Origin of the sequence: Streptomyces sp. CB03238, from assembly GCF_002099185.1 — a bacterium.
Lineage (GTDB): Bacteria > Actinomycetota > Actinomycetes > Streptomycetales > Streptomycetaceae > Streptomyces.
Genome location: NZ_NBCN01000010.1, coordinates 23,042 through 47,316, shown reverse-complemented (window position 1 = coordinate 47,316; position 24,275 = coordinate 23,042). Strand labels below are relative to the sequence as shown.

Below are 24,275 nucleotides of genomic sequence, written 5' to 3'. Positions count from 1 at the left end.
TCCACGGAATGAGAGATGGGGGCTCAGGGGTGCTGGCGGCGATAGGGCTCGACGAGCGTGAGGAGTCGGCGTACCGCGCGCTCGTCGCGCTGGGCGCGGCGGAGGTCGCGGACCTCGCGCACCGGCTGGCGCTGCCGGAGCCGGACACCGAACGGGCACTGCGGCGGCTGGAGTCGCACGGGCTGGCCGCCCGGTCGTCGGCGCGCGCCGGGCGGTGGGTGGCGGCGCCTCCGTCCGTGGCGCTGGGCGCGCTGCTGACGCGGCAGCGGCACGGCCTCGAACAGGCCGAGCGGGCGGCGGCGGCGCTGGCGCGGGAGTACCGGGCGGAGGCGGCGGAGCGGTCCGTGCACGACCTGGTGGAGGTGGTGACGGGCGCCGCCGCGGTGGCGCACCGGCTGCGCCAGCTCCAGCTGGGCGCGACGGAGGAGGTGTGCGCGCTCGTCACCGACGGACCGGTCACCATGCCGGAGCGTGGGGTGGCGTACCGGATGGTGGTGGAGCGGGGGGCGCTGACGCTGCCGGGCGGGGTCGCCGAGCTGTCGGCGGCCCTCGGGCACGGCCAACCGATCCGGATGGCCGACCGGCTGCCTACGCGGCTGGTCGTCGCCGACCGGGCGCTGGCGATGGTGCCGCTGACCGGCGCGGAACCGGCGGCGCTGGTGGTGCACGCGAGCGCGCTGCTGGAGTCGCTGACGGCCCTGTTCGAGGCGGTGTGGCGGGAGGCGCTGCCGCTGCGCCTGGGACCGGACGGCACGGTCGCGGAAGAGGAAGGTCCCGGCCCGGACGCCACGGACCTGCAGATCCTGTCGCTCCTGCTGGCGGGCCTGACGGACGCGAGCGTCGCCAAGCAGCTGGACCTGGGCCTCCGGACGGTCCAGCGCCGCGTGAAGGGCCTGATGGAACTGGCGGGCGTCACGACCCGCCTCCAACTGGGCTGGCACGCCCACGCCCGCGGCTGGGTGACCCGCGCCTGAACTGCGGGAGCCCGAGCGGTCCGGCAGGCTGGCCACATGGGTGCGTGGCAGCTCCTCCTGGCGGGGCTGGTGATGCTGCTCGGACTGTTCGGCGTGCTCGTACCGGGCGTACCGGGCGCGTGGCTGGTGTGGGCCGCGGTGATGTGGTGGTCGCTGCACCTGCAGACCGGTCTGGCCTGGTGGCTGCTCGTCGGCTCCACCGCGCTGCTGCTGGTGACGCAGGCCGTCCTGTGGCAGCTCCCACCGCGCCGGCTGCGGGGCGTCGGGGTGACCCGGCGGATGGTGGCGTACGCCGGTGTCGGCGCGCTGCTCGGGTTCATCCTGCTGCCCGTCGTCGGGGCCGTTCCGGGGTACGTCGGCGGCATCTACCTCTGCGAGCGGCTCCGCCTGGGCGGTCACCGCCCCGCCATGACGTCCACCCGGACCGTCATGCGGGCGATCGGGACGAGCGTGCTGGTGGAGCTGTTCGCGTGCCTGCTGATCGTCGGCGCGTGGATGGGAGCGGTGCTCGGTGGCTGATCCGGGGCGGGCCCGCCCTGCGCAGAGCCCGCAGATGGCCACCGGCCGGGTCGGGCCCGTGTCCCCATCCCGCACCGACCGGCAGATCGCCACCGCGCGGTGAGACCGCGCCTCTCCCCATCGCCCCGCAGACGGCCACCAGCCGGGGCGTGGCCGTGCCCCCCTCTCCGCCCGCAGCCGGAGTCCGGCCGGGGTGGGGCCGTGCAGGGTCGTCCCCGCAGAGGTTGGCGGCGACACGTGGGCTCCCAACCGGAGAACCCAAGGCCGCCGGCCTCGAGGAGACGAGCCCGGAGGGGCCACGCCCCCCACCCCCCGGCAGGCCACCGACCCGCACGGCACCGGAGCGAACCGAGAACGGGCACCGCCCCGAGAGGAACCGCCACAAGGGCACCGCCCCGTCCCGGTGTGCCCACCCGTCCCGCCCCAGCGGGACGACTGCCCACAACGGAGGCAGGGAGCCCGTCCCGGGCCACCAGCGGCGGGCGCAACACAGGGGTCCCCGGCCCCAGAGCGGGGGCTCCGGGGTCGGGCGGGCGCGGATGGGGACGCGCCACAACGGGAGCCCCCGTGAGGCGTCAGCGGGGGCGGTCGCCGCGTTTGGTCTGCAGGGCCGCGCGGCCCACCGCGGACTTGCGCTTCCAGTCCTTGAGGATCTCGGACCGCAGCCGGGCGTCGGTCTTCGCGACGATCCGCTGGTTCTTGCGCAGCAGCTTGCGGTAGCTGTCGAGCCGCCGCTCGGGCAGTGAGCCGTCCTCGATGGCGGCGAGCACCGCGCACCCGGGCTCCGTCACGTGGGCGCAGTCGTGGAAGCGGCAGTCCTCCGCCAGTTCCTCGATCTCCGAGAAGACCTGGCCGACACCGGCCTCGGCGTCCCACAGGCCGACGCCCCGCAGCCCCGGCGTGTCGATCAGTACGCCGCCGCCCGGCAGGGCGAGGAGGTTGCGGGTGGTCGTGGTGTGCCGGCCCTTGCCGTCGACGTCCCGAATGGCCTGCACGGCCATGACGTCCTCGCCGAGCAGGGCGTTGGCGAGGGTCGACTTGCCGGCGCCGGAGGTGCCGAGCAGCACGCTCGTGCCGCCCGCGACGACGGTGGCGAGCACGTCGACGCCCTCGCCACCGACGGCGCTCACCGGCAGCACCCGCACTCCCGGCGCGGCGGCCTCGACGTCCTGTACCAGGTACGACAGGCCGACCGGGTCGGGCACCACGTCCGCCTTCGTCAAGGCGACGAGCGGCTGCGCGCCCGATTCCCACGCGAGCGCGAGGAACCGTTCGATGCGGCCGAGGTCCAGTTCGACGGAGAGCGGGACGGCGATGATCGCGTGGTCGACGTTGGCGGCGAGGATCTGCCCCTCGGACCGGGTGGAGGAGGTGGAGCGTACGAAGGCGGTGCGGCGCGGCAGATAGGCGCGTACGTACCGGGGGTTGCCGTCGGTCTCGACGGCGGCCCAGTCCCCGGTGCAGATGACCCGCAGGGGGTCGTGCGGGGTCACGAACGCGGTGTCACCACGGACGACGCCGTCCGCGGTGACGATGTCGCACTGGCCGCGGTCCACCCGTACGACCCGTCCGGGAACCAGTCCTTGGTCGGCGTACCGGGCGAACTCGGCTTCCCAGTAAACATCCCAGCCGTACGGGGAGAGGGCGTGCGAGAAAGACGAAGGTGAAGCGAGAGACAAGGGGTGACCCTTCGAAGGGTGGCCCCGGGCGGCGCCCGCTGTGGGCGATGTGTCAGCCGGTGACCACGGAGGTGAAATGAAGGAACGTCTGGATGTGGGCAGCGCCCATCGCAACGACAGCCATCGGTCACACCTCCTGGTCATGCGCTCGCAGTTGTGCGGAACTCCCTCACCTTAGGCAGACGGCCCCGCCGCGCGCCAAGGGTTTTTCGGCTACACCGCCTTGAGCGTCGCGGCGCCGAAGGAGACGTCGAAACGGTCGCACCAGATGCTGACGCTGGTGTACTTCTTCGGGTCGAACTCGCCGGGCAGCGCGTAGTTCTGGTCGCCCTTGTTGCCCTTGAGGTCGCCGAGGCTGAGGTAGGCGCCGTCGTCGAAGACGTGCCAGCCGGCCTTGCCCTCGCGTACGGGGGCGTCGGTGACCCAGACCTTGAGGTCGGGGCCGTTGCTGGTGTCGAGGTTCTCGATCCGGAGGATCCGGGACCCGTCGGCGAGCTTCACCACTTGCACGGTGCCCGTGGTGCTGTGCTCGTGGCTGATCAGGGTGCCGGTGGCGAGCGTCTGCGGCCCGGCGGGCGCGGCGGGCTTGGACGGCGCCGTCGACGGGTCGCCCGAGGGGTCGGCGGGAGCCGTGGACGGGGCCGTCGGCGGGACCGCCTCGCTCACCGTCTGGTCCGCCCACAGCTTCCACGGCTGGAACCAGTAGAGCCCGAAGCCCACCGCCGCCAGGACGAGCACCAGCGCGCCGATCACCACCTTGCTGGTCACCAGACGTCTTACGCGTGTCACGACTGCCTCCTCGAATCCCGCATGTCCTGCGTCCGTCTGCATCCGTCATGCATCCGTCATGCATCCCATTCAACGCGGGAAAAGCCCTGTTGAGGCCCGTGATCCGGTGACGAAAGTCTTACGCCGGGCCCGGCGCCGCCGGCAACGTCACCTCGAAGCGGCAGCCGCCCTGGACGTTGTGTACGCCCGCGTGGCCCTGGTGCGCCTCGACGATGCCGCGCACGATGGCGAGGCCCAGGCCGGCGCCGGCGGGCGGGGTCCGGGCGGCCGTGCCGCGCCAGCCGGTGTCGAACACGCGGGGCAGATCGTCCTCCGGGATGCCGCCGCAGCCGTCGGTGACGGACAGGACGACCTCGTCGGCGCGGCGCTCGGCGGTGACGGCGACCGTGCCGTCGGGCGGGGTCCGGCGGATCGCGTTGACCAGAAGGTTGTCCAGCACCCGGGTCATCTCGCGGCCGTCCACCTCGACCGGCACGGCGTCGACCCGCTCGCCGACCAGCCGGACGCCGAGCTCGCGGGCGAGCGGGTCGGCACCCGCCAGGGCCTCGCCGACCAGGTCGTACACGGATATCCGGGCCGGGCTGAGCCCGAGCGTGCCGGCGTGGATGCGGGAGAGGTCGAAGAGGTCGCCGACCATGGCGTTGAGCCGGTCGACCTCGGTGCGGATCTGCCGGAAGTAGCGCTGCGGGTCGGGCGCGACACCGTCCTCCAGGGCCTCGGACATGGCACGTACTCCGGCGAGCGGCGTACGCAGGTCGTGCGATATCCAGGCGACGAGGTCGCGCCGGGATGCCTCAAGGGCCTGCTCCCGTTCGCGGGATGTGGCCAGTTTGGCGCTGGTGGCGGCCAGTTCGCGGCTGAGCGCGGCGAGTTCGGCGGTGGAGGCGCCGTCGGGGGCGGCGAAGCTGCCGCCGTCGCCGAACGAGCGGGCGGCGAGGGTCAGTTCCCGGCTGCGGGCGACGACCCAGCGGCCGAGCACCAGGGCGGTGGCGAGCGAGACGACGGCGGCCATGGCGACGACCGTGGTGACGACGGAGAAGTCGTGCGGGTCGAGGAACATCGCCTTGCAGACAGTGAGGGTGCCCGCCAGCATCGCGGTCACCGTGACGGCCGCGACGACCGTCAGTGAGACCACGACCGACTTGTGGCGCAGGGCGCGCAGCACCAGGGCGCCGAGGAGCCCCGCGGCGGACGCCCCAGCGAGGGCGTACCCCGCGATGAGCAGCAGGTCACGCATCACTGCCTCCGTCATCGGTGTCCCCCGCCTCGAAGCGGTACCCGACTCCCCACACCGTCTGGATCAGCCGGGGGTTCGCCGGGTCGTCCTCGACCTTGCCGCGCAGCCGCCGCACATGGACGGTGACGGTCGACAGGTCTCCGAACTCCCAGCCCCACACCTCGCGCATCAGGGCCTCCCGGCTGTGCGCCCGGCCGGGGTGGCGCATCAGGTGGCCGAGCAGGTCGAACTCGCGCAGCGTCAGCGACAGTTCCCGGCCGTCCTTGGTGGCCCGGCGGGCGGCCGGGTCGAGGGTGATGCCGGCGGCCCGCGCGGGCGCGGCGGCCGGCGGCGCGGCGCTGCGACGCAGCACGGACTCGACGCGCAGCACCAGCTCCCGCGGGCTGAACGGCTTGGTCACATAGTCGTCGGCGCCGACCTCCAGGCCGAGGATCCGGTCCTCCTCGTCGCCGCGCGCGGTGAGCATGATGACCGGCACGGGCCCCTGCCCGCGCAGGGTGCGGCACACCTCCAGGCCGTCCATGCCGGGCAGCATCAGGTCGAGGACGACGAGGTCGGGCCGCTGCGCGGCGGCGAGCCGCAGCGCCTCGGGGCCGTCGGCCGCCCGGTCCACGGCGAACCCGGCCCGCTCCAGGTAGCCCGTGACGACCTCGGAGACCGTGGGGTCGTCGTCCACGACGAGGATGTTCCGCATGCCGCCAGTGTCGCTCAGGGCACTGACAACAACCCATGACGATCCGGTGACGTCCGATCCGTACAAGACGCGGCTGTACGGCTCTGCCTACCGTCGCCGTATGACTACCGCACCCCGGCTCGACGCGATCGGCCTCGTCGTCTCCGACATGGCCGCCTCCCTCGCCTTCTACCGCCGCCTCGGCCTGGACATCCCGGCCGGTGCCGACTCCGCCCCGCACGTCGAGATCACCCTGCCCGGTGGTGTGCGGGTGCTGTGGGACACCGAGGAGGTGATCCGTTCCTTCGACCCGGACTGGACCCGCCCGCGGGGCGGCGACCGGCTCGGCCTGGCGTTCCGCTGCGCGCGCCCCGCCGAGGTGGACGCGACCTACGAAGCCCTGGTGGCGGCCGGTCACCGGGGCCGGCTGAAGCCCTGGGACGCGGTGTGGGGCCAGCGCTACGCGGTGGTGCTGGACCCGGACGGCTGCGGGGTCTCGCTCTTCGCCGACGCCACGGACGCCGCGTAGGCGCTCAGCGTGGTGCCGCCCAGGGCGCGCATCTCGCGGGCGAGGTGGGCCTGGTCCGTACAGCCCGCCTCGGCGGCCGCCCGCGCGTACGGCACGCCCGCCCGTACGAGCGCGAGGGCGCGCTGGAGCCGCAGCACCCGGGCGAGCGTCTTGGGCCCGTACCCGAAGGCGTCCAGCGAGCGCCGGTGCAGCTGCCGGGCGCCGAGCCCGACGGCCTGGGCGGTGGCGGCGACCGTGCGCCCGGCGTTCAGCCCGGCGACGACGGCCCGCAGGCGGGGGTCGGGGCGCGGCGCGTCGGCGGCGCGCAGCAGCGCCAGGTCCTCCAGCGCGGCGGCCTGGTCGGCGGCGTCCCCGACCCGCTCGGCCAGCCGCCGCACCCGGTCGCCCGGCCACAGCGCGGCCAGCTCCACGCGCGCGTCGCGCAGCTCGTGCGCGGGCACGCCGAGCAGGGCGGGGGCGTCGCCGGGGGCGAAGCGGACGCCGGCGTACCGGGCGCCGGGGTTCTCGGGGACGTACGCACGGGTGTCGGGGCCGGCGACGTACAGCCGTCCCTCGCTCCACAGCAGGTCCATGCAGCCGTCGGGCAGTACGGAGAAGGACCTCACCGGCCCGCCGGTACCGGTACGGGTCCAGACGGCGGCGCCGTCGAGCCGCGAGGGGCGTTCCTCGTACACGCCTCCCAGGCTAGGCGGAGCCTCCCTGATCCCGGTCCTTGTCACGGCCCTTGCCGCGCTCCTTCTCCTTCGGCGTGTGCAGCCGGGACTTCACGTCCTCGGGCGGCAGGAACCGCGACCAGCGCTCCGGGAACTCCGACGGCATGTCCGGGTCCTCGTCGTCCAGGCCCTCGACCGCCGCCTTGGCGCGGGCGACCAGGGCGGCGGCTTCCGCCGTGCGGGCGCGTTCGTTCTCGGCGCGGGCCGCGGCGGTGGCGACCGACGGCCAGACGCGGTCGATCGCCGCGTTCACCGCCGCGCCGACCAGGACCGCGAAGGCGGAGATGCCGATCCACAGCAGGACCGCGATGGGCGCGGCGAGGGAGCCGTAGATCGTGGGGCCCTCGACCGTACTGGTGAGGTAGATGCGCAGCAGGAAGCTGCCGAGCACCCACATGACGAACGCCACCAGGGCGCCGGGGACGTCCTCGATCCAGGGGGAGCGCACGGGGACGGACACGTGGTAGAGGGTGGTGAGGAAGGCGATGGACAGCAGGATCACGACCGGCCAGTACAGGACGGAGACGACCTCGGTGCCCCAGGGGACCAGTTCCACCACCCGGTCGGGGCCGACCACCGCCAGGGGCAGGACGACCGCGCCGATGAGCAGGGCGATGATGTAGAGCAGGAAGGCCAGGAGCCGGGTGGCGACGATGCCGCGGTGGCCGTCCAGGCCGTACATCACGGTGATGGTGTCGATGAAGACGTTCACCGCCCGCGAGCCGGACCACAGGGCGATGGCGAAACCGATCGAGATGATGTCGGGGCGCCCGCCGTGGGTGACGTCGGCCAGCAGCGGTTTGGCGATGTCGTTGACGCCCCGGTCGGACAGGACCGTGCCGACCGCTCCGAGGATGTTGCGCTCGATGGAGGCGACGGTGGTGGTGTCGGTCCACTCGTCGATATAGCCGAGGAGCCCGATCAGGCCCAGCATCAGGGGCGGCAGCGACAGGAGGGTGAAGAACGCCGCCTCGGCGGCGAGGCCGAGGATCCGGTACTCGATGCACGAATTGACGGTGTCCTTCAGGAGCAGCCAGGCCATCCTCCGCTTCGACACATTGCGGTAGAGGGCCCGGGCCCGGTGGAGTCTGCCCTGGGACCGAGGAGTCCCCGGGGGTGTTTCATTTGCTGCCTGCACCTCCTTACCGTATCCGCATGGCGACCACCACCCACACAGTGACCAACCAGCCTCCGCCCCTGGTCGGGTACGACGTCTTCACCGCCGATCACGCGCTGACCGAGGCCGTGGAACGTCACCTTCCGCTCGAACTCCTCGACGAGGCCCGCCAGGAGCTCTCCACGCTCGGCACCACCGCCGGGTCCGCCCAGGCGCAGGAGTGGGGGTTCCTCGCCAACGAGAACCCGCCGAAGCTGCGCACCCACGACCGGTACGGCCACCGGATCGACCACGTCGACTTCCACCCCGCCTGGCACCGGCTGCTCGGGCACGCGGTGACGAACGGGCTGACCAACGCCTGGGGCCGGCCGGGTGGTCATGTGCGGCGCGCCGCCGGGTTCCTGGTGTGGACGCAGACCGAAGCCGGGCACGGCTGCCCGCTGTCGATGACGCACGCCGCCGTCCCGGCGCTGCGCACCGACCCCGCGCTCGCCGCCTTCTGGGAGCCGAAGCTGACCTCGCAGATCTACGAGGGCGAGGAGCTGCGGCCGGCCGCCGACAAGACCGGGGTGCTCTTCGGGATGGGCATGACGGAGAAGCAGGGCGGCAGTGACGTACGGGCGAACACGACGACGGCGACGCCGCTGGAGGCGGACGGCGAGTACGTCCTGACGGGGCACAAGTGGTTCTGTTCGGCGCCGATGAGTGACGCCTTCCTGGTGCTGGCGCAGGCCCCGGGCGGCCTGACGTGCTTCCTGGTGCCGCGCGTACGGGAGGACGGCAACCGGAACGTGTTCCGGATCCAGCGGCTGAAGGACAAGCTCGGCAACCGGTCGAACGCGTCGAGCGAGGTGGAGTTCGACGGGACGTGGGCGCGCCGGGTCGGTGAGGAGGGGCGCGGGGTGCGCACCATCATCGAGATGGTGGCGGCGACCCGGCTGGACTGTGTGGTCGGCTCGGCGGCGCTGATGCGGCAGGCGGTGGCGCAGGCGGTGCACCACGCCGCGTACCGCAGTGCCTTCGGCGGCGTACTGATCGACAAGCCGCTGATGCGCAACGTCCTGGCCGATCTGGCGCTGGAGTCGGAGGCGGCGACGACGCTGGCGATGCGGCTGGCGGCGGCGTACGACACGGACAGCGAGCAGGAGCGGGCGTTCCTGCGGATCGCCGTGCCGGCGGCCAAGTACTGGGTGACGAAGCGGTGTACGCCGACGACGGCGGAGGCGCTGGAGTGCCTGGGCGGCAACGGGTACGTGGAGGAGTCCGGGATGCCGCGGCTGCTGCGCGAGTCGCCGTTGAACTCGATCTGGGAGGGCTCGGGCAATGTCCAGGCGCTGGATGTGCTGCGGGCGCTCCAGCGGGAGCCGCTGGCGCTGAACGCCTTCCTGGAGGAGGTCGGCAAGGCGCGGGGCGCGGACCACCGGCTGGACGGGGCGATCAAGGACCTGCTGGCCGAACTGGCCGACCTGGACGGCATCGAGGCCCGGGCGCGGCGGCTGGTGGAGCGGATGGCGCTGGTGCTGCAGGGCTCGCTGCTGGTGCGGTGGGCGCCGCCGGCGGTGGCGGACGCGTTCTGCGCCTCACGGCTGGGCGGCGACTGGGGGGCGGCGTTCGGGACGCTGCCGCACACCCTGGACCTGGCCGCGGTGGTGGAGCGGGCGCGGGCGGTGGTGTGAGGGGCGAGTGAGGCGAAGGGGCGCGGCGGGTGTCGAAAGGGAGAACGCGCGGAGGCCCCGAGGAACGAGGGGTCGAGCACGATCGACCGTCGACACCCGCTTGAGCGCCCCGGAGCCGAACCGAGCCCTCAAGAAAGAGGGGTTGGGCGCGGGCCGTGTGTCCATTCGGCCCGCGCCCGGAGAGCGGCTGGGATGGTGCTGCGCCGACACGGCACCATCCCGTCGCCGTACCACTTTCGTACGGGGGCACGGCTGTTCGCGAGAGTTGCAAAGGGTTGCAGCGTTGTGGGCGATATCGGGGCGCACCGCCGCCGGGCAGGGGAGGATGGAGTGACACGTACCAGCCACCAGGTGGGGCGGCAGCGGGGAGGACCGGTGCGTCAGGCCACAGTCGACATGACACGGCTCGCCGCCATGGACACGCGTGAGGCGGCGCTGCTGCTCAAGGGCGTGCGGGAGGCGGCGCTGAAGGGCGGGCGGTCGCCGCTGGCGCCGCGTGCCGACATACGTGAGTCGTGGCAGCGGATGCTGCGCAAGGGGGTGGATCCGGACAAGGACCACCGTTCGGGGCTGCTGCCGCCGGGGGAGATCGAGCGCCGCCGCGCGGCCTCGCCGCTGGCGGAGCTGCTGCCGGTGCTGCGCGAGGGGCTGGTGTCCAGCTCGGCGGCGTCCGACGCGGTGCGGCACATCATGGTCGTGGCGGACGCCGAGGGCCGGGTGCTGTGGCGCGAGGGCAGCGCGGGCGTGCTGCGGAAGGCGGACGGGCACGGGTTCGAGCCGGGCGCCGACTGGACGGAGACGACGGTCGGGACGAACGGGGTGGGCACCGCGCTGGTGACGCGCCGCCCGGTGCAGGTGCATTCGGCGGAGCACTTCGTCTCGACGCACCACTCGTGGACGTGCGCGGGGGCGCCCATCACGGACCCGAGGGACGGGAAGCTGCTCGGCGCGGTGGATGTGAGCGGGCCGCTGGCGACGATGCACCCGGCGACGCTGATGCTGGTGAGCTCGGTCGCGCGGCTCGCGGAGGCGGAGCTGCGCAACCGGCACTTCGCCGATCTGGCGCGGCTGCGTGCCGTGGCCGCGCCGATCCTGTGCCGGGTGGGGGGCAGGGCGCTGGCGGTGGATGCGCACGGCTGGCTGGCCGGCGTGACGGGGATGCCGCCGGTGGACCGGCTGGCGCTGCCGGTGTCGTTCCGGGCGGGCCGGGTGTGGCTGCCGTCGCTGGGGCTGTGCGAGACGGAGCCGCTGCCGGGCGGGTGGCTGGTGCGGCTGGTGGACGAGGAGGCGCGGGCGGCGGGCGCGTCGAGCCGGCTGGTGCTGGACGTGAGCCGGCCGCGCCGCTGGTCGCTGGAGGTGTCGGGGGCGGCGGGGAGCTGGACGCGGGAGCTGAGCCCGCGCCACGCCGAGCTGCTGTACGTACTGGCCCTGCACCGGGACGGCCGCACGGCGGCGGAGCTGGCGTACGACGTGTTCGGCGACCGCACGCGTACGGTGACGGTCCGGGCCGAGATGTCCCGGATACGCCGCACCCTCGCGGGCGTGCTGGACCACCGCCCGTACCGCTTCCGGGAGGAGGTAGAGGTGGAGGTGGTCCGCCCAGAGGACCCGGCCGACCTGCTCCCCCACTCCACGGCCCCGGCGGTACGCGCCTCCCGCGACGAGCCCGCCGATACGGCCGACGCGGCCGATGCGGCCGACCCGGCCGGGGGCGTCCCCGGCCTCCCGGACGTACCGGCCCCGGACGTACCGTCGGGGACCTGATGGCCCCGCCGGCCAGGGCGCATGGTTCGCTGGGACCCATGAGCATCACCGTGACCACCTGGTCCCTCGAACAGACCTCCCCCGACGACCTGCGGCCCGCCGCCGAGCCCGCCGGGGACATCCGGATCGTGCGGGCCGAGGAGCCCTCGCCCGAGTTCAGCCGGTTCCTCTATACGGCGGTGGGTGGCGACATCCGCTGGACGGACCGGCTCGGGCTGACGTACGCCCAGTGGCGGGAGATCGTCGAGCGGCCCGGGGCGGAGATCTGGGTGGCCTACGTGAAGGGGACACCGGCCGGGTACGTGGAGCTGGACCCGCAGGACGACGGTGTCGTGGAGATCGTGTACTTCGGGCTGATACCGGCGTTCCGGGGGCGGCGGATCGGCGGGCACCTGCTGTCGTACGGTGTGGCGCGCGCCTGGGACCTGGCCGACCGCTGGCCGGGGCGGCCCGGGACGAAGCGGGTGTGGCTGCACACCTGCTCCCTGGACGGGGAGCACGCGATGGACAACTATCTGCGTCGGGGCTTCCGCCTCTTCGACACCACGGTGACGGAGGAGCCGGAGACGGAGAACCTCGGTCCGTGGCCGGGCGCGGCCCGTTCCGAGTGATCCACACCACACATGCCCACGATGTGGGACACCTATGTCCAAATAATGGACGAACCTGGACTGGGTCCAAAGTCCCATGGCACGCTTCCGTCATGTCTCGAGCTGGAATTGCCTTGGTGAGTCGGCGGCACGTCGACCTCGGCCGCATGTCCAGCGCCATCTGTCCGGTGAGCTGATCAGACCAGCACCACCGCGATCCCCCGAACTTCTGAACCCCCAGCGCACCGCCGCGCCACCCCCTGCTCAGCGCGCGAGTGTGCAGGTCAGAGCCGCCCTCCTGCAGTCCCGAAGGACGTATCGTCATGGCCGCCACCCCCGAAAAGCCCGCCTCCGCCACCGCCCGTCGCAAGACCGGGCGTCACCGTGGCGAAGGCCAGTGGGCCGTGGGCCACTTCACGCCCCTCAACGGCAACGAGCAGTTCAAGAAGGACGACGACGGTCTCAACGTACGGACACGCATTGAGACGATCTACTCCAAGGCCGGCTTCGACTCGATCGACCCGAACGACCTGCGCGGCCGGATGCGCTGGTGGGGCCTCTACACCCAGCGCAAGCCCGGGATCGACGGCGGCAAGACCGCGATCCTGGAGCCGGAGGAGCTGGACGACGAGTACTTCATGCTGCGCGTCCGCATCGACGGCGGCCGGCTGACCACCGAGCAGCTCCGGGTCATCGGGGAGATCTCGCAGGAGTTCGCGCGCGGGACGGCGGACATCACGGACCGGCAGAACGTCCAGTACCACTGGATCCGGATCGAGGACGTGCCCGAGATCTGGAACCGCCTCGAAGCCGTGGGCCTGTCCACGACCGAGGCGTGCGGTGACACCCCGCGTGTCATCCTCGGCTCCCCGGTGGCCGGGATCGCCGAGGACGAGATCATCGACGGCACCCCCGCCATCGACGAGATCCACCGCCGGATCGTGGGCAACAAGGACTTCTCCAACCTGCCCCGCAAGTTCAAGTCGGCGATCTCCGGCTCCCCGCTGCTCGACGTGGCGCACGAGATCAACGACATCGCCTTCGTCGGCGTGAACCACCCCGAGCACGGCCCCGGCTTCGACCTGTGGGTCGGCGGCGGCCTGTCCACCAACCCCAAGATCGGTGTGCGGCTCGGCGCGTGGGTCCCGCTCGACGAGGTCCCGGACGTGTACGAGGGCGTCATCTCGATCTTCCGCGACTACGGCTACCGCCGGCTGCGCAACCGCGCCCGCCTGAAGTTCCTGGTCGCCGACTGGGGCCCCGAGAAGTTCCGCCAGGTGCTGGAGGACGAGTACCTGAGGCGCAAGCTCGTCGACGGCCCGGCGCCCGAGCAGCCCGTACAGCAGTGGCGTGACCACGTGGGCGTGCACCGGCAGAAGGACGGCCGGTTCTACGTCGGCTTCGCGCCGCGCGTCGGCCGGGTCGACGGTGCCACGCTCACCAAGATCGCCGAGGTGGCCCAGGCGCACGGCTCCGGCCGGCTGCGGACCACCGCCGAGCAGAAGATGCTGGTCCTGGACGTCGAGGAGGCGCAGGTCGAGTCGCTGGTGGTGGGGCTGGAGGCGCTGGACCTCCAGGTCAAGCCGTCGCCGTTCCGGCGCGGCACGATGGCCTGCACCGGCATCGAGTTCTGCAAGCTCGCGATCGTCGAGACCAAGGCGCGCGGCGCGTCGCTGATCGACGAGTTGGAGCGCCGCATCCCGGACTTCGACGAGCCGATCACCATCAACATCAACGGCTGCCCCAACGCCTGCGCACGTATCCAGGTGGCGGACATCGGTCTCAAGGGCCAGCTGGTCCTCGACGACGAGGGCAACCAGGTCGAGGGCTACCAGGTCCACCTGGGCGGCGCCCTGGGCCTCGAGGCCGGCTTCGGCCGCAAGGTGCGCGGTCTGAAGGTCACCTCCGCCGAGCTGCCCGACTACATCGAGCGGGTCCTCACGCGCTTCCAGGAGCAGCGCGAGGACGGCGAGCGCTTCGCCACCTGGGCGGCGCGCGCGTCGGAGGAGGCCCTGTCGTGAGCGAGCGCGCGGCGCCCTTCTACTGCCCGTACTGCGGTGACGAGGACCTGCGTCCCAGCGAGCAGGGACACGGCGCCTGGGAATGCGCGGCATGCAATCGAGCCTTCCAGTTGAAGTTCCTCGGGTTGCTGACCCGGGGACTTCAGCGCAACGACGGTGGAGGGGACGCGATATGACGACGACCATTCGCACAGCGGACGAACTCAAGGCGCTCGCCGAGCAGGCGGGCCGGGACCTCGAGGAGGCCTCGCCCCTGGAGATCCTGCAGTGGGCGGCCGACACCTTCGGCCCGCGCTTCTGCGTCACCTCCTCCATGGAGGACGCGGTCGTCGCCCACCTCGCCTCCCGGGCCATGCCCGGCGTGGACGTCGTCTTCCTCGACACCGGCTACCACTTCCCCGAGACCATCGGGACCCGTGACGCGGTCGAGGCGGTGATGGACGTCAACGTCATCACGCTGACCCCGCGTCAGACGGTGGCCGAGCAGGACGCCGAGTACGGCCCGAAGCTGCACGACCGGAACCCGGACCTGTGCTGCGCGCTGCGCAAGGTCAAGCCGCTGGAGGAGGGCCTGACCGCGTACGACGCGTGGGCGACCGGGCTGCGCCGCGACGAGTCCCCGACCCGGGCGAACACCCCCGTCGTCGGCTGGGACGAGAAGCGGCAGAAGGTCAAGATCTCGCCGATCGCCCGCTGGACGCAGGACGACGTCGACGCGTACGTCGCCGAGCACGGCGTCCTCACCAACCCGCTGCTCATGGACGGGTACACGTCCGTGGGCTGCGCGCCCTGCACGCGCCGCGTGCTGGAGGGCGAGGACGCACGGGCCGGCCGCTGGGCGGGCCGGGCGAAGATCGAGTGCGGGCTGCACGGCTGATGACGACTGTGGGAGAAGAGAACGTGACTGGGGCCACCATCTGGCTCACCGGGCTGCCGAGCGCCGGCAAGACCACGATCGCCTACGAGCTGGCGGACCGGCTGCGCGCCGAGGGCCGCCGGGTCGAGGTGCTCGACGGTGACGAGATCCGCGAGTTCCTCTCGGCCGGCCTCGGGTTCAGCCGTGAGGACCGGCACACCAATGTGCAGCGGATCGGCTTCGTCGCCGAGCTGCTGGCGTCGAACGGTGTGCACGTCCTGGTGCCGGTCATCGCCCCGTACGCGGACAGCCGCGAGGCCGTGCGCAAGCGCCACCAGCAGGAAGGCACTCCGTACGTCGAGGTGCATGTCGCCACTCCGGTGGAGGTGTGCTCCGTACGGGATGTGAAGGGGCTGTACGCCAAGCAGGCCGCGGGCGAGATCAGCGGGCTGACCGGCGTGGACGACCCGTACGAGGAGCCGGAGACCCCGGACCTGCGGATCGAGTCCCAGAACCAGACCGTGCAGGAGTCCGCCGCGGCGGTCCACGCCCTGCTGACCGAGAGGGGACTGGCATGACCACCGTGGCCAATGTTCACGAGGAGACCGACAGCCCGTTCGCGCTGTCGCACCTGGACTCCCTGGAGTCCGAGGCGGTGCACATCTTCCGCGAGGTGGCGGGCGAGTTCGAGCGGCCGGTGATCCTGTTCTCCGGCGGCAAGGACTCGATCGTCATGCTGCACCTGGCGCTGAAGGCGTTCGCCCCCGCCGCGATCCCCTTCACGCTGCTGCACGTCGACACCGGGCACAACTTCCCCGAGGTCATCGAGTACCGCGACCGTACGGTCGAGAAGTACGGGCTGCGCCTGCACGTGGCGTCCGTGCAGGACTACATCGACCGCGGCGTCCTCAAGGAGCGCCCGGACGGCACCCGCAACCCGCTGCAGACCGTGCCGCTGACCGAGGCCATCCAGCAGCACCGCTTCGACGCCGTGTTCGGCGGCGGGCGGCGCGACGAGGAGAAGGCGCGGGCGAAGGAGCGGGTGTTCTCGCTGCGGGACGAGTTCTCGCAGTGGGACCCGCGCCGGCAGCGGCCCGAGCTGTGGCAGCTCTACAACGGCCGGCACGCGCCCGGTGAGCACGTGCGCGTGTTCCCGCTGTCCAACTGGACCGAGCTGGACGTGTGGCAGTACATCGAGCGCGAGGGCATCGAGCTGCCGCAGATCTACTTCGCGCACGAGCGTGAGGTGTTCTCCCGCAACGGCATGTGGCTGACGGCCGGCGAGTGGGGCGGCCCGAAGGACTCCGAGCCGGTGGAGAAGCGGATGATCCGCTACCGCACGGTCGGCGACATGTCCTGCACCGGGGCCGTCGACTCCGACGCCACCACGCTCCAGGACGTGATCGCCGAGATCGCCGCGTCCCGGCTCACCGAGCGGGGCGCCACCCGCGCCGACGACAAGCTGTCCGAGGCCGCGATGGAAGACCGCAAGCGCGAAGGGTACTTCTAGACATGAGCACCACGAGCGAGCAGCTCGCCGACCTGTCGGCCACCACCCTGCTGCGTTTCGCGACCGCCGGGTCCGTCGACGACGGCAAGTCCACGCTGGTGGGCCGGCTGCTGCACGACTCCAAGTCGGTCCTGGTGGACCAGCTGGAGGCCGTGGAGGCCGCGTCCCTGAGCCGTGGCCAGGACGCCCCGGACCTGGCGCTGCTGACGGACGGTCTGCGGGCCGAGCGGGAGCAGGGCATCACCATCGATGTCGCCTACCGCTACTTCGCCACCCCCCGGCGCCGGTTCATCCTGGCCGACACGCCCGGCCATGTGCAGTACACCCGCAACATGGTCACCGGCGCCTCGACCGCCGAGCTGGCCGTGGTCCTGGTCGACGCCCGCAACGGTGTCGTCGAGCAGACCCGCCGGCACGCCGCGGTGGCCGCGCTGCTGCGCGTCCCGCACGTGGTGCTGGCCGTGAACAAGATGGACCTCGTCGACTACGCGGAGCCCGTCTTCGCCAAGATCGCCGAGGAGTTCACCACGTACGCCTCCGAGCTCGGCGTCCCGGAGATCACCGCGATCCCCATCTCGGCGCTGGCCGGCGACAACGTGGTGGAGCCGTCCGCGAACATGGACTGGTACGGCGGCCCGACGGTCCTGGAGCACCTGGAGACCGTCCCGGTCAGCCACGACCTGACCGCCTGCCACGCCCGCTTCCCGGTCCAGTACGTGATCCGCCCGCAGACCGCCGAGCACCCGGACTACCGGGGTTACGCCGGTCAGATCGCGGCCGGTGCCTTCCGCGTCGGCGAGCCGGTCACCGTGCTGCCGTCCGGGCGGACCAGCACCATCACCGCGATCGACGCGCTCGGCGAGAGCGTCGACATCGCCTGGGCGCCGCAGTCGGTGACGATCCGGCTGGCCGACGACATCGACATCTCGCGCGGCGACCTGATCGCCCCGGCCGGTGACGCCCCGGCGACCACGCAGGACGTCGTGGCGACGGTCTGCCATGTGGCGGACCAGCCGCTGGCGGTCGGGCAGCGGGTGCTGCTGAAGCACACCACCCGTACGGTCAAGGCGATCGTCAAGGACATCCCGTCCCGGCTGACGCTGGACGACCTGTCGCAGCACCCGGCGCCCGGGCAGCTGGTCGCCAACGACATCGGCCGCGTCGTGGTGCGTACCGCCGAGCCGCTGGCGCTCGACACGTACGCCGACTCCCGGCGTACCGGATCGTTCCTGCTCATCGACCCGGCCGACGGCACCACGCTGGCGGCGGGCATGGCGGGCGAGTCGTTCGCCTCGGCCAAGGCCCTCCCGGCGCAGGACGACGAGGACGGCTGGGACTTCTGACGTGACGACCATCGACGTGTACGCGACCTTCGCGAAGGAGGGCGGCCGGGTCGGCAGCGGCGCCCTCGGCGCGGGGACCGGGGGTGTCGCGCGATGTGCCCGATGACGCGCACGCTCCCGACCCGTACCGCCCGTACCACCGAAGACCGACATCCGCCGACTTCCCGGCCACCGCGTCCCTGACGATCAGGGGGACGTGGGAGCCGGGCCCGACGAGAGGAACACCCTCCCGTGCCTGCCACGTCCCGCACCCCCTCCCTACGGCGCGCCGTCGCCGCCGTCGCCGCCCTGCCGCTGCTGATCGGGGCGCTGGCGTCCTGCGGCTACGGCTCCCAGGCGCCCAAGGAGACCCAGGTGGCGGCCAAGGGCGAGAAGCTCTCGGCCGACCAGGTGCGGCTCGGGTACTTCCCGAACCTGACCCACGCCACGGCGCTGGTGGGCCACCAGGAGGGCATCTTCCAGAAGGAGCTGGGCGGTACCCGGCTCCAGGTGTCCTTCTTCAACGCCGGCCCGTCCGCGATCGAGGCGCTCAACGCCGACTCGATCGACATCGGCTTCATCGGCCCGTCCCCCGCGATCAACGGCTTCAACAAGTCCAAGGGCAAGAACCTCCGGATCGTCGGTGGTTCGGCGTCGGGCGGCGTGAAGCTCGTCGTCAACCCCGACAAGATCACGTCGGTGGCGGACGTCAAGGGCAAGAGGATCGCCACGCCGCAGCACGGCAACACCCAGGACGTGGCGTTCCTCAACTGGGTTTCCGAGCAGGGCTGGAAGGTCGACCCGCAGAGCGGCAAGGGCGACGTCTCCGTGGTCCGTACGGACAACAAGGTGGCCCCTGACGCCTACAAGTCGGGGTCCATCGACGGCGCGTGGGTGCCGGAGCCGACCGCGTCGAAGCTGGTGAGCGAGGGAGCCAAGGTGCTCCTCGACGAGTCGTCCCTGTGGCCGGACGAGAAGTTCGTGATCACCAACATCATCGTGTCGCAGAAGTTTTTGAAGGAGCACCCGGACGTCGTCGAGGCGGTGCTGCGCGGTTCGGTGAGGACCAACGCGTGGATCAACGCCAACCCCGACAAGGCCAAGGCGTCGGCCAACGCCAGGCTGAAGGAACTCACCGGCAAGCCGCTCGGTGACGAGGTCATCGACTCGGCGTGGCCGTCGATCCGGTTCACCGACGACCCGCTGGCCGCCACGCTCAAGGCGCAGGCCGACCACGCGGTGAAGGCGGGGCTGCTGGAGAAGCCCGACCTGGACGGGATCTACGACCTGAAGCCGCTCAACAAGGTCCTCAAGGCCGAGGGCAAGCCCGCGGTCGCCGACGCCGGTCTCGGCGCCGAGTAACCATCCATCCGCATCGCTCTCAGGAGGTGACGACCATGGCCACCACGCTCGCCAAGGCCGAGGACCGTGCGGCGGTGTCGACGCACGCCGCCCGTCTCGAGCACGTCTCGAAGTCCTTCGCCACTCCGGCCGGGCAGCAGCTCGTCCTGGACGACATCACGCTCGATGTCGCGCCGGGCGAGTTCGTCACCCTCCTGGGCGCGTCGGGCTGCGGCAAGTCGACGCTGCTCAACCTGGTCGCCGGGCTGGACCGGCCGTCCGCGGGGTCGATCGACACCCCGGGCGGCCGGCCCGCCCTGATGTTCCAGGAGCACGCGCTGTTCCCGTGGCTGACGGCCGGCAAGAACATCGAGCTGGCGCTGCGGCTGCGCGGGGTCGCCAAGAACGAGCGGCGCGACGAGGCGGAGCGGCTGCTGGAGCTGGTCCGGCTCAAGGGCTCGTACGGCAAGCGGGTGCACGAGCTGTCCGGCGGTATGCGGCAGCGCGTGGCGCTGGCCCGCGCGCTCGCCCAGGACAGCGATCTGCTGCTGATGGACGAGCCGTTCGCGGCCCTGGACGCCATCACGCGGGACGTCCTGCACGACGAGCTGACGCGGATCTGGCGCGAGACGCGGCTGTCGGTCCTGTTCGTCACGCACAACGTGCGCGAGGCCGTGCGGCTGGCCGAGCGCGTGGTCCTGCTCTCGTCCCGGCCGGGGCGGATCGCCCGCCAGTGGGACATCGGCATCCCTCAGCCGCGCCGCATCGAGGACGCCGCGGTGGCGGAGCTTTCCGTCGAGATCACCGAAGAACTGCGTGGGGAGATCCGCCGTCATGGCCAGCACTGATACGACGACCGACCGGAAGGCGGACGACCTCGCCGGTCTGGAGGCGGGGCTCGACGCGCTCGACGCCGTGCAGGTGGCCCGGACCCCCGTGCGGGACGTCCTGATCCAGAAGGTCCTGCCGCCGGTGGTGGCCGTCGCACTGGTGCTGGTGGTGTGGCAGCTGCTGGTGTGGGGGAAGGTCACCGACGAGTTCAAGCTGCCGCCGCCGTCCGCGGTGTGGGACAGCCTGGCCACCATGTGGCTGCAGGGCACGCTGTTCGACGTGCTGTGGACGAGCGTGTCCCGCGCCCTGCTCGGTTTCCTGATGGCCCTGGCCATCGGTACGCCGCTGGGCCTGCTGGTGGCGCGGGTGAGGTTCGTCCGGGCCGCGATCGGGCCGATCCTCTCGGGCCTCCAGTCGCTGCCGTCGGTGGCCTGGGTGGCGCCCGCGGTGCTCTGGATCGGGCTCAACGACTCGATGATGTACGCGGTGATCCTGCTGGGCGCCGTCCCGTCGATCGCCAACGGCCTGGTGGCCGGTGTGGACCAGGTGCCGCCGCTGTTCCTGCGGGCGGGGCGGACGCTCGGTGCGACCGGTCTGCGGGGCGCGTGGCACATCGTGATGCCGGCCGCGCTGCCCGGCTACCTCGCCGGACTGAAGCAGGGCTGGGCGTTCTCGTGGCGCTCGCTGATGGCGGCGGAGATCATCGCGTCGTCGCCGGAACTGGGCCTGGGCCTCGGCCAGTTGCTGGAGAACGGCCGCAACAACATCGACATGCCGGGGATCTTCCTGGCGATCATCCTGATCCTGATCGTCGGTATCGCCATCGACCTGCTGATCTTCAGCCCGCTGGAGCGGGCGGTCCTGCGCCGCCGCGGTCTCCTCGTCAAGAGCTGAGCGTCGTCCCATGACCCGTCCTGTCCTGCTCGTCATCGCCCACGGCAGCCGCGACCCGCGGCACGCCGCGACCGTGCACGCCCTGGTGCGGCGGGCGGGCGCGCTGCGCCCGGGCGTACGGGCGGAGACGGCGTTCCTGGACTTCAACGTGCCGTCGGTGGCAGGCGTCCTGGAACGGCTGGCGGCGGAGGGCGTACGCGATGTGGTGGCCCTGCCGCTGCTGCTGACCCGCGCCTTCCATGCCAAGGCCGACATCCCGGCCGTCCTGCGGGAGGCCCCTTCGTCGCTGCGGATCCGGCAGGCGCCGGTCCTCGGGCCCTCGCCGCTGCTGATCGCGGCGCTGGAGCGGCGGCTGTACGAGGCGGGCCTGACGCCCGCCGACAAGCGCTCGACCGGGGTCGTCCTGGCCTCGGCGGGCTCCACGGACCCGGAGGCGATCGCAGTGATCGCTGAAATGGCGCGGGAGCTGCGGCACACCGGTTGGTGCGCCGTGCGGCCTGCGTTCGCCTCCGCATCCCTTCCCCGGACCGAGGACGCGGTGCGCGCCCTGCGTGCTCTCCGCGAGGACGGGGTACGCCGGGTGGCGGTCGCCCCGTACGTCATCGCGCCGGGCCGCCTGCCGGACCGTATCGCCGAGGGTGCCGCCGGCGCGGACGTGCTCGCGGACGTACTGGGCCCGTCGCCGGAGCTGGCGCGGCTGCTGCTCGCCCGGTACGACGAGACGCGCGCAGCCTCCGGGCAGCAGCGGGTGGCCGCCGCCTAATCCTCCTCCGGTGGGAACGGTGTGCCCTGGTGGAAGTAGAGCAGCCAGGTGCCGTCACCGGTGCGGCGCCACAGGGAGCTGCGGTGGACGCGCCGTCCGCCCGAGTCGGTGTCGAACGTCAGGTGCACCACGTCCTCGGCGAGCTGCACGCCACGCATGTGCGAGGCGGTCAGGGGCCGGGGTGGGGTGGCCTCCGCGGACTTCGACGTGACCGACGCGAGCATGGAGGCGCGGTCCCAGCGGCGGCCCGACGCGCCGAACTCGTGGAAGCCGGGGTGGAGCAGCGCCTCGAAGAGCGCGGGGGTGGTACGGACCTCCGGATCCAGCAGCCTCAGTTCGCCCTCGATGGCGGCGGCGATGGCGGGTGTGGCGGCCGGGGTGCGTTCAGTCACGGGTCAGCTCCACCAGTGTGACGACGGTGTTCCAGTTGCGGGTGGTGGCGGTGACGCCTTTGAGGAGGGCCGGGCGTGAGAGCGTCTCGGCCAGCTTGGAGCGGCCCAGGCCCTCGGGGGCGTACAGATACAGGGCGCGGTCGCCGAGCCGGAACTCCTCCGGGAGGAAGGCCGCCTGGTCGATGCCGGCGAACCGGTCCGGTGCGACGGGCCCGGAGAAGTAGGTGACGTGGAGCTGCCTGGCCTCCAGCTCGGCGGCGGGGAAGGGGCACCCGTCGGCGACGGCGCGCAGATACGGGCCGCTGCGGACCAGGCAGTCGACGCCGAAGCCGAAGTGCTTCTCGATCGCCGCTTCGAGCTCGGCGGCCAGCGCGTTCTCGTCGGCGCCGGACGTGCTGGTGAAGGCCGCGTTGCCGCTCTGGAGGTACGTCGTGACGTCGCTGTGGCCGAGTTCGGTCAGCAGTGCGCGCAGCTGCGCCATCGGGACCTTCTTGTGGCCGCTGACATTGATCCCGCGCAGGAGGGCGGCGTACCTGGTCGTCATGGTCACACCATAGGACGGCCGCCGTGCCCCGTGGGGGAGGGCACGGCGGCCGCCGGTCAGGGGGCCGGGCGGGCTACTCGACGATCTTCAGCAGCTTGTTCGCCGTGCTTTGCGCGGGGTTGGAGATCTTGTCGGGCGTGGCGCCGTCGGTGAGGGCCTTGGCGACCTGCTCCGGGGTGGCGTCCTTGTGGCCCGCCAGGTAGACGGCGGCGGCGCCGACGACGTGGGGCGTCGCCATGGACGTACCGGATATGGTCTTGGTGCCCTCGTCGCTGTCGTTCCACGCCGAGGTGATGTCCGAGCCGGGGGCGTAGATGTCCACGACCGAGCCGTAGTTGGAGAAGTCGGACTGCTGGTCGTCCTTGGTGGAGGAGGCGACGGTGATGGCCTCCTGGACGCGGGCCGGGGAGCCCTGCCCGGCGTCCGTGGACTCGTTGCCGGCGGCGACACCGAAGGTGACACCGGAGGCGATGGCCTTGCGGACGGCCTCGTCGAGGGCCGGGTCGGCGCCGCCACCCAGGCTCATGTTGGCGACGGACGGGCCCTGGTGGTTCTTGGTGACCCAGTCGATGCCTGCGACGACCTGCTCGGTGGTGCCGGAGCCGTTGTCGTCGAGCACGCGGACGGCGACGATCTTCGCCTTCTTGGCGACACCGTGCGCGGCACCGGCGATGGTGCCGGCGACGTGGGTGCCGTGGCCGTTGCCGTCGCTCGCGTCGTTGTCGTTGTCGACGGCGTCGAAGCCGGAGACGGCGCGGCCCTCGAAGTCCTTGTGTCCGACGCGTACGCCGGTGTCGATGACGTACGCGGTCACGCCCTCACCCGCGCTGTCGGGGTAGGTGTACTTCGTGTCACCGGCGGTGTCGGCCTGGTCGACGCGGTCGAGGCCCCAGGACGGCGGGTCGTCCTGGGTGGCGTTGATGCTGAACTTCTTGTTCTGGACGACCTTGGCGACGGCCGGGTCGGCCGCCAGGCGCTTGGCCTCGGTCTGCGAAAGACCGCCGGCGGAGAAGCCGTTGACGGCGGAGGTGTAGTTGCGCCGGAGCGTGCCACCGTACTCCTGGGCGAGCTTGGCCTTGTCCGCCTTCTCGTCCAGCAGGACGATGTAGCTGCCGGAGACGGCGCCTTCGGCACCGAGGCCGTAGACGGTGCCTTCGGCGGGCGTGGGGGCGGGTGCGGTGCCTGCGTGGGCCGTACCGAAAGCGGTGAGGCCGACCACGACGGCCGTGGCGGCGACGAGCTGAACTCGGCGTGCGCGCTGGTGAGTTGCCATGAAGAGGGGGCTCCTCGTCATCAAATTGTGTGGGGGGTTTGACCACCGGACGAAAGATCTTCCGGGGTTGAATCGAAACCCTGGTCGATTGATGCGCGCAGATCAAGGCCTTCACATACCTGTGACTTACTCAACAAGGTTCCGTAATAACAAATCCCCCACCGCGGCCCTCAACGGACAATGAGGCGTGGCGTGACCCAAATGGCCACGCCACGCCTCATCGTGGAGGCCGGCCGGAATATGCCGGAAACAGGCAATAGGCCGGTGA

Annotated in this window: 25 protein-coding genes; 16 read left to right on the top strand and 9 right to left on the bottom strand. The window is 72.0% G+C overall.

The genetic code is table 11. The features are described 5' to 3' along the window. The first annotated feature begins 29 nt into the window (after positions 1 to 29). Positions 30 to 974, top strand: coding sequence for a helix-turn-helix domain-containing protein (locus tag BKD26_RS19095; RefSeq protein ID WP_084899502.1), 945 nt, complete (start codon positions 30 to 32; stop codon positions 972 to 974). A gap of 36 nt (positions 975 to 1,010) precedes the next feature. Further along, positions 1,011 to 1,493 carry a DUF456 domain-containing protein gene (locus BKD26_RS19090; RefSeq protein ID WP_084899500.1) on the top strand — a complete coding sequence of 161 codons (483 nt, stop codon included), beginning with the start codon at positions 1,011 to 1,013 and terminating at the stop codon, positions 1,491 to 1,493. A gap of 575 nt (positions 1,494 to 2,068) precedes the next feature. Here BKD26_RS19090 and rsgA read toward each other — a convergent pair. From rsgA to BKD26_RS19070, 4 genes are all read right to left on the bottom strand, one after another. Continuing rightward, a complete protein-coding gene (rsgA, locus tag BKD26_RS19085; protein ID WP_241518734.1) occupies positions 2,069 to 3,172 on the bottom strand; it encodes a ribosome small subunit-dependent GTPase A in 1,104 nt (367 codons plus the stop codon). Positions 3,173 to 3,385: 213 nt separating this feature from the next. Further along, entirely contained in the window at positions 3,386 to 3,961 is a 576-nt protein-coding gene (locus BKD26_RS19080; protein ID WP_241518733.1) for a DM13 domain-containing protein, read from the bottom strand. A 118-nt stretch (positions 3,962 to 4,079) separates the two neighbouring features. Next, on the bottom strand, positions 4,080 to 5,198 hold the full coding sequence (locus BKD26_RS19075; protein WP_084899492.1) for a HAMP domain-containing sensor histidine kinase: 1,119 nt from the start codon (positions 5,196 to 5,198) through the stop codon (positions 4,080 to 4,082). Beyond that, a complete protein-coding gene (locus tag BKD26_RS19070; protein WP_084899490.1) occupies positions 5,191 to 5,892 on the bottom strand; it encodes a response regulator transcription factor in 702 nt (233 codons plus the stop codon). Before BKD26_RS19070 ends, BKD26_RS19075 begins: the two co-directional genes overlap by 8 nt. 100 nt (positions 5,893 to 5,992) lie before the next feature. Between BKD26_RS19070 and BKD26_RS19065 the strand changes: the two genes are divergently transcribed. Beyond that, positions 5,993 to 6,400, top strand: coding sequence for a VOC family protein (locus tag BKD26_RS19065; RefSeq protein WP_084900401.1), 408 nt, complete (start codon positions 5,993 to 5,995; stop codon positions 6,398 to 6,400). On the opposite strand, the gene BKD26_RS19060 is transcribed toward BKD26_RS19065, so the two are convergent. Both BKD26_RS19060 and BKD26_RS19055 read right to left on the bottom strand, forming a co-directional pair. Next, the gene (locus BKD26_RS19060) at positions 6,331 to 7,083 is read right to left on the bottom strand and encodes a DUF6597 domain-containing transcriptional factor (protein WP_084900405.1); all 753 of its coding nucleotides are present in this window, start codon (positions 7,081 to 7,083) and stop codon (positions 6,331 to 6,333) included. The genes BKD26_RS19065 and BKD26_RS19060 overlap by 70 nt on opposite strands. Position 7,084: 1 nt before the next feature. After that, positions 7,085 to 8,251 (bottom strand): YihY/virulence factor BrkB family protein, encoded by a 1,167-nt coding sequence (locus BKD26_RS19055; protein WP_084899488.1) that lies wholly within the window; start codon positions 8,249 to 8,251, stop codon positions 7,085 to 7,087. A gap of 17 nt (positions 8,252 to 8,268) precedes the next feature. On the opposite strand from BKD26_RS19055, the gene BKD26_RS19050 reads away from it, so the two are divergent. The 13 genes from BKD26_RS19050 (at position 8,269) to BKD26_RS18990 (ending at position 21,798) form a co-directional block, all read left to right on the top strand. Then, positions 8,269 to 9,906, top strand: coding sequence for an acyl-CoA dehydrogenase family protein (locus tag BKD26_RS19050; protein WP_084899485.1), 1,638 nt, complete (start codon positions 8,269 to 8,271; stop codon positions 9,904 to 9,906). A 375-nt stretch (positions 9,907 to 10,281) separates the two neighbouring features. Further along, positions 10,282 to 11,670: a helix-turn-helix domain-containing protein gene (locus tag BKD26_RS19045; RefSeq protein ID WP_107417909.1), complete on the top strand. Its 1,389-nt coding sequence runs from the start codon at positions 10,282 to 10,284 to the stop codon at positions 11,668 to 11,670. Between the two features lie 38 nt (positions 11,671 to 11,708). After that, positions 11,709 to 12,281, top strand: coding sequence for a GNAT family N-acetyltransferase (locus tag BKD26_RS19040; RefSeq protein WP_107417908.1), 573 nt, complete (start codon positions 11,709 to 11,711; stop codon positions 12,279 to 12,281). 302 nt (positions 12,282 to 12,583) lie between these two features. After that, complete coding sequence (locus BKD26_RS19035; RefSeq protein ID WP_084899477.1) at positions 12,584 to 14,281, top strand: nitrite/sulfite reductase; 1,698 nt, start codon at positions 12,584 to 12,586, stop codon at positions 14,279 to 14,281. Next, entirely contained in the window at positions 14,278 to 14,457 is a 180-nt protein-coding gene (locus BKD26_RS19030; protein WP_084899475.1) for a hypothetical protein, read from the top strand. Before BKD26_RS19035 ends, BKD26_RS19030 begins: the two co-directional genes overlap by 4 nt. Then, positions 14,454 to 15,158, top strand: coding sequence for a phosphoadenylyl-sulfate reductase (locus BKD26_RS19025; RefSeq protein WP_084899472.1), 705 nt, complete (start codon positions 14,454 to 14,456; stop codon positions 15,156 to 15,158). The genes BKD26_RS19030 and BKD26_RS19025 overlap by 4 nt, the downstream gene beginning before the upstream one ends. Then, a complete protein-coding gene (cysC, locus tag BKD26_RS19020) occupies positions 15,158 to 15,715 on the top strand; it encodes an adenylyl-sulfate kinase (protein WP_084899471.1) in 558 nt (185 codons plus the stop codon). The genes BKD26_RS19025 and cysC overlap by 1 nt, the downstream gene beginning before the upstream one ends. Further along, a complete protein-coding gene (gene cysD, locus BKD26_RS19015; protein WP_084899468.1) occupies positions 15,712 to 16,647 on the top strand; it encodes a sulfate adenylyltransferase subunit CysD in 936 nt (311 codons plus the stop codon). Before cysC ends, cysD begins: the two co-directional genes overlap by 4 nt. A 2-nt stretch (positions 16,648 to 16,649) precedes the next feature. Beyond that, on the top strand, positions 16,650 to 17,990 hold the full coding sequence (locus tag BKD26_RS19010; protein WP_084899466.1) for a GTP-binding protein: 1,341 nt from the start codon (positions 16,650 to 16,652) through the stop codon (positions 17,988 to 17,990). A 231-nt stretch (positions 17,991 to 18,221) separates the two neighbouring features. Next, on the top strand, positions 18,222 to 19,331 hold the full coding sequence (locus tag BKD26_RS19005; RefSeq protein ID WP_084899464.1) for an aliphatic sulfonate ABC transporter substrate-binding protein: 1,110 nt from the start codon (positions 18,222 to 18,224) through the stop codon (positions 19,329 to 19,331). 35 nt (positions 19,332 to 19,366) lie between these two features. Beyond that, on the top strand, positions 19,367 to 20,158 hold the full coding sequence (locus BKD26_RS19000) for an ABC transporter ATP-binding protein (protein WP_084899462.1): 792 nt from the start codon (positions 19,367 to 19,369) through the stop codon (positions 20,156 to 20,158). After that, a complete protein-coding gene (locus tag BKD26_RS18995; RefSeq protein WP_084899458.1) occupies positions 20,145 to 21,035 on the top strand; it encodes an ABC transporter permease subunit in 891 nt (296 codons plus the stop codon). Before BKD26_RS19000 ends, BKD26_RS18995 begins: the two co-directional genes overlap by 14 nt. Positions 21,036 to 21,045: 10 nt before the next feature. Next, a complete protein-coding gene (locus BKD26_RS18990) occupies positions 21,046 to 21,798 on the top strand; it encodes a sirohydrochlorin chelatase (protein ID WP_084899456.1) in 753 nt (250 codons plus the stop codon). On the opposite strand, the gene BKD26_RS18985 is transcribed toward BKD26_RS18990, so the two are convergent. The 3 genes from BKD26_RS18985 to BKD26_RS18975 form a co-directional block, all read right to left on the bottom strand. Next, positions 21,795 to 22,190 (bottom strand): DUF4440 domain-containing protein, encoded by a 396-nt coding sequence (locus BKD26_RS18985; RefSeq protein WP_084899453.1) that lies wholly within the window; start codon positions 22,188 to 22,190, stop codon positions 21,795 to 21,797. The genes BKD26_RS18990 and BKD26_RS18985 overlap by 4 nt on opposite strands. Continuing rightward, on the bottom strand, positions 22,183 to 22,734 hold the full coding sequence (locus BKD26_RS18980) for a DUF1697 domain-containing protein (RefSeq protein ID WP_084899451.1): 552 nt from the start codon (positions 22,732 to 22,734) through the stop codon (positions 22,183 to 22,185). The genes BKD26_RS18985 and BKD26_RS18980 overlap by 8 nt, the downstream gene beginning before the upstream one ends. 73 nt (positions 22,735 to 22,807) lie before the next feature. Continuing rightward, a complete protein-coding gene (locus tag BKD26_RS18975) occupies positions 22,808 to 24,007 on the bottom strand; it encodes a S8 family peptidase (RefSeq protein WP_084899448.1) in 1,200 nt (399 codons plus the stop codon). Positions 24,008 to 24,275: the final 268 nt, after the last annotated feature.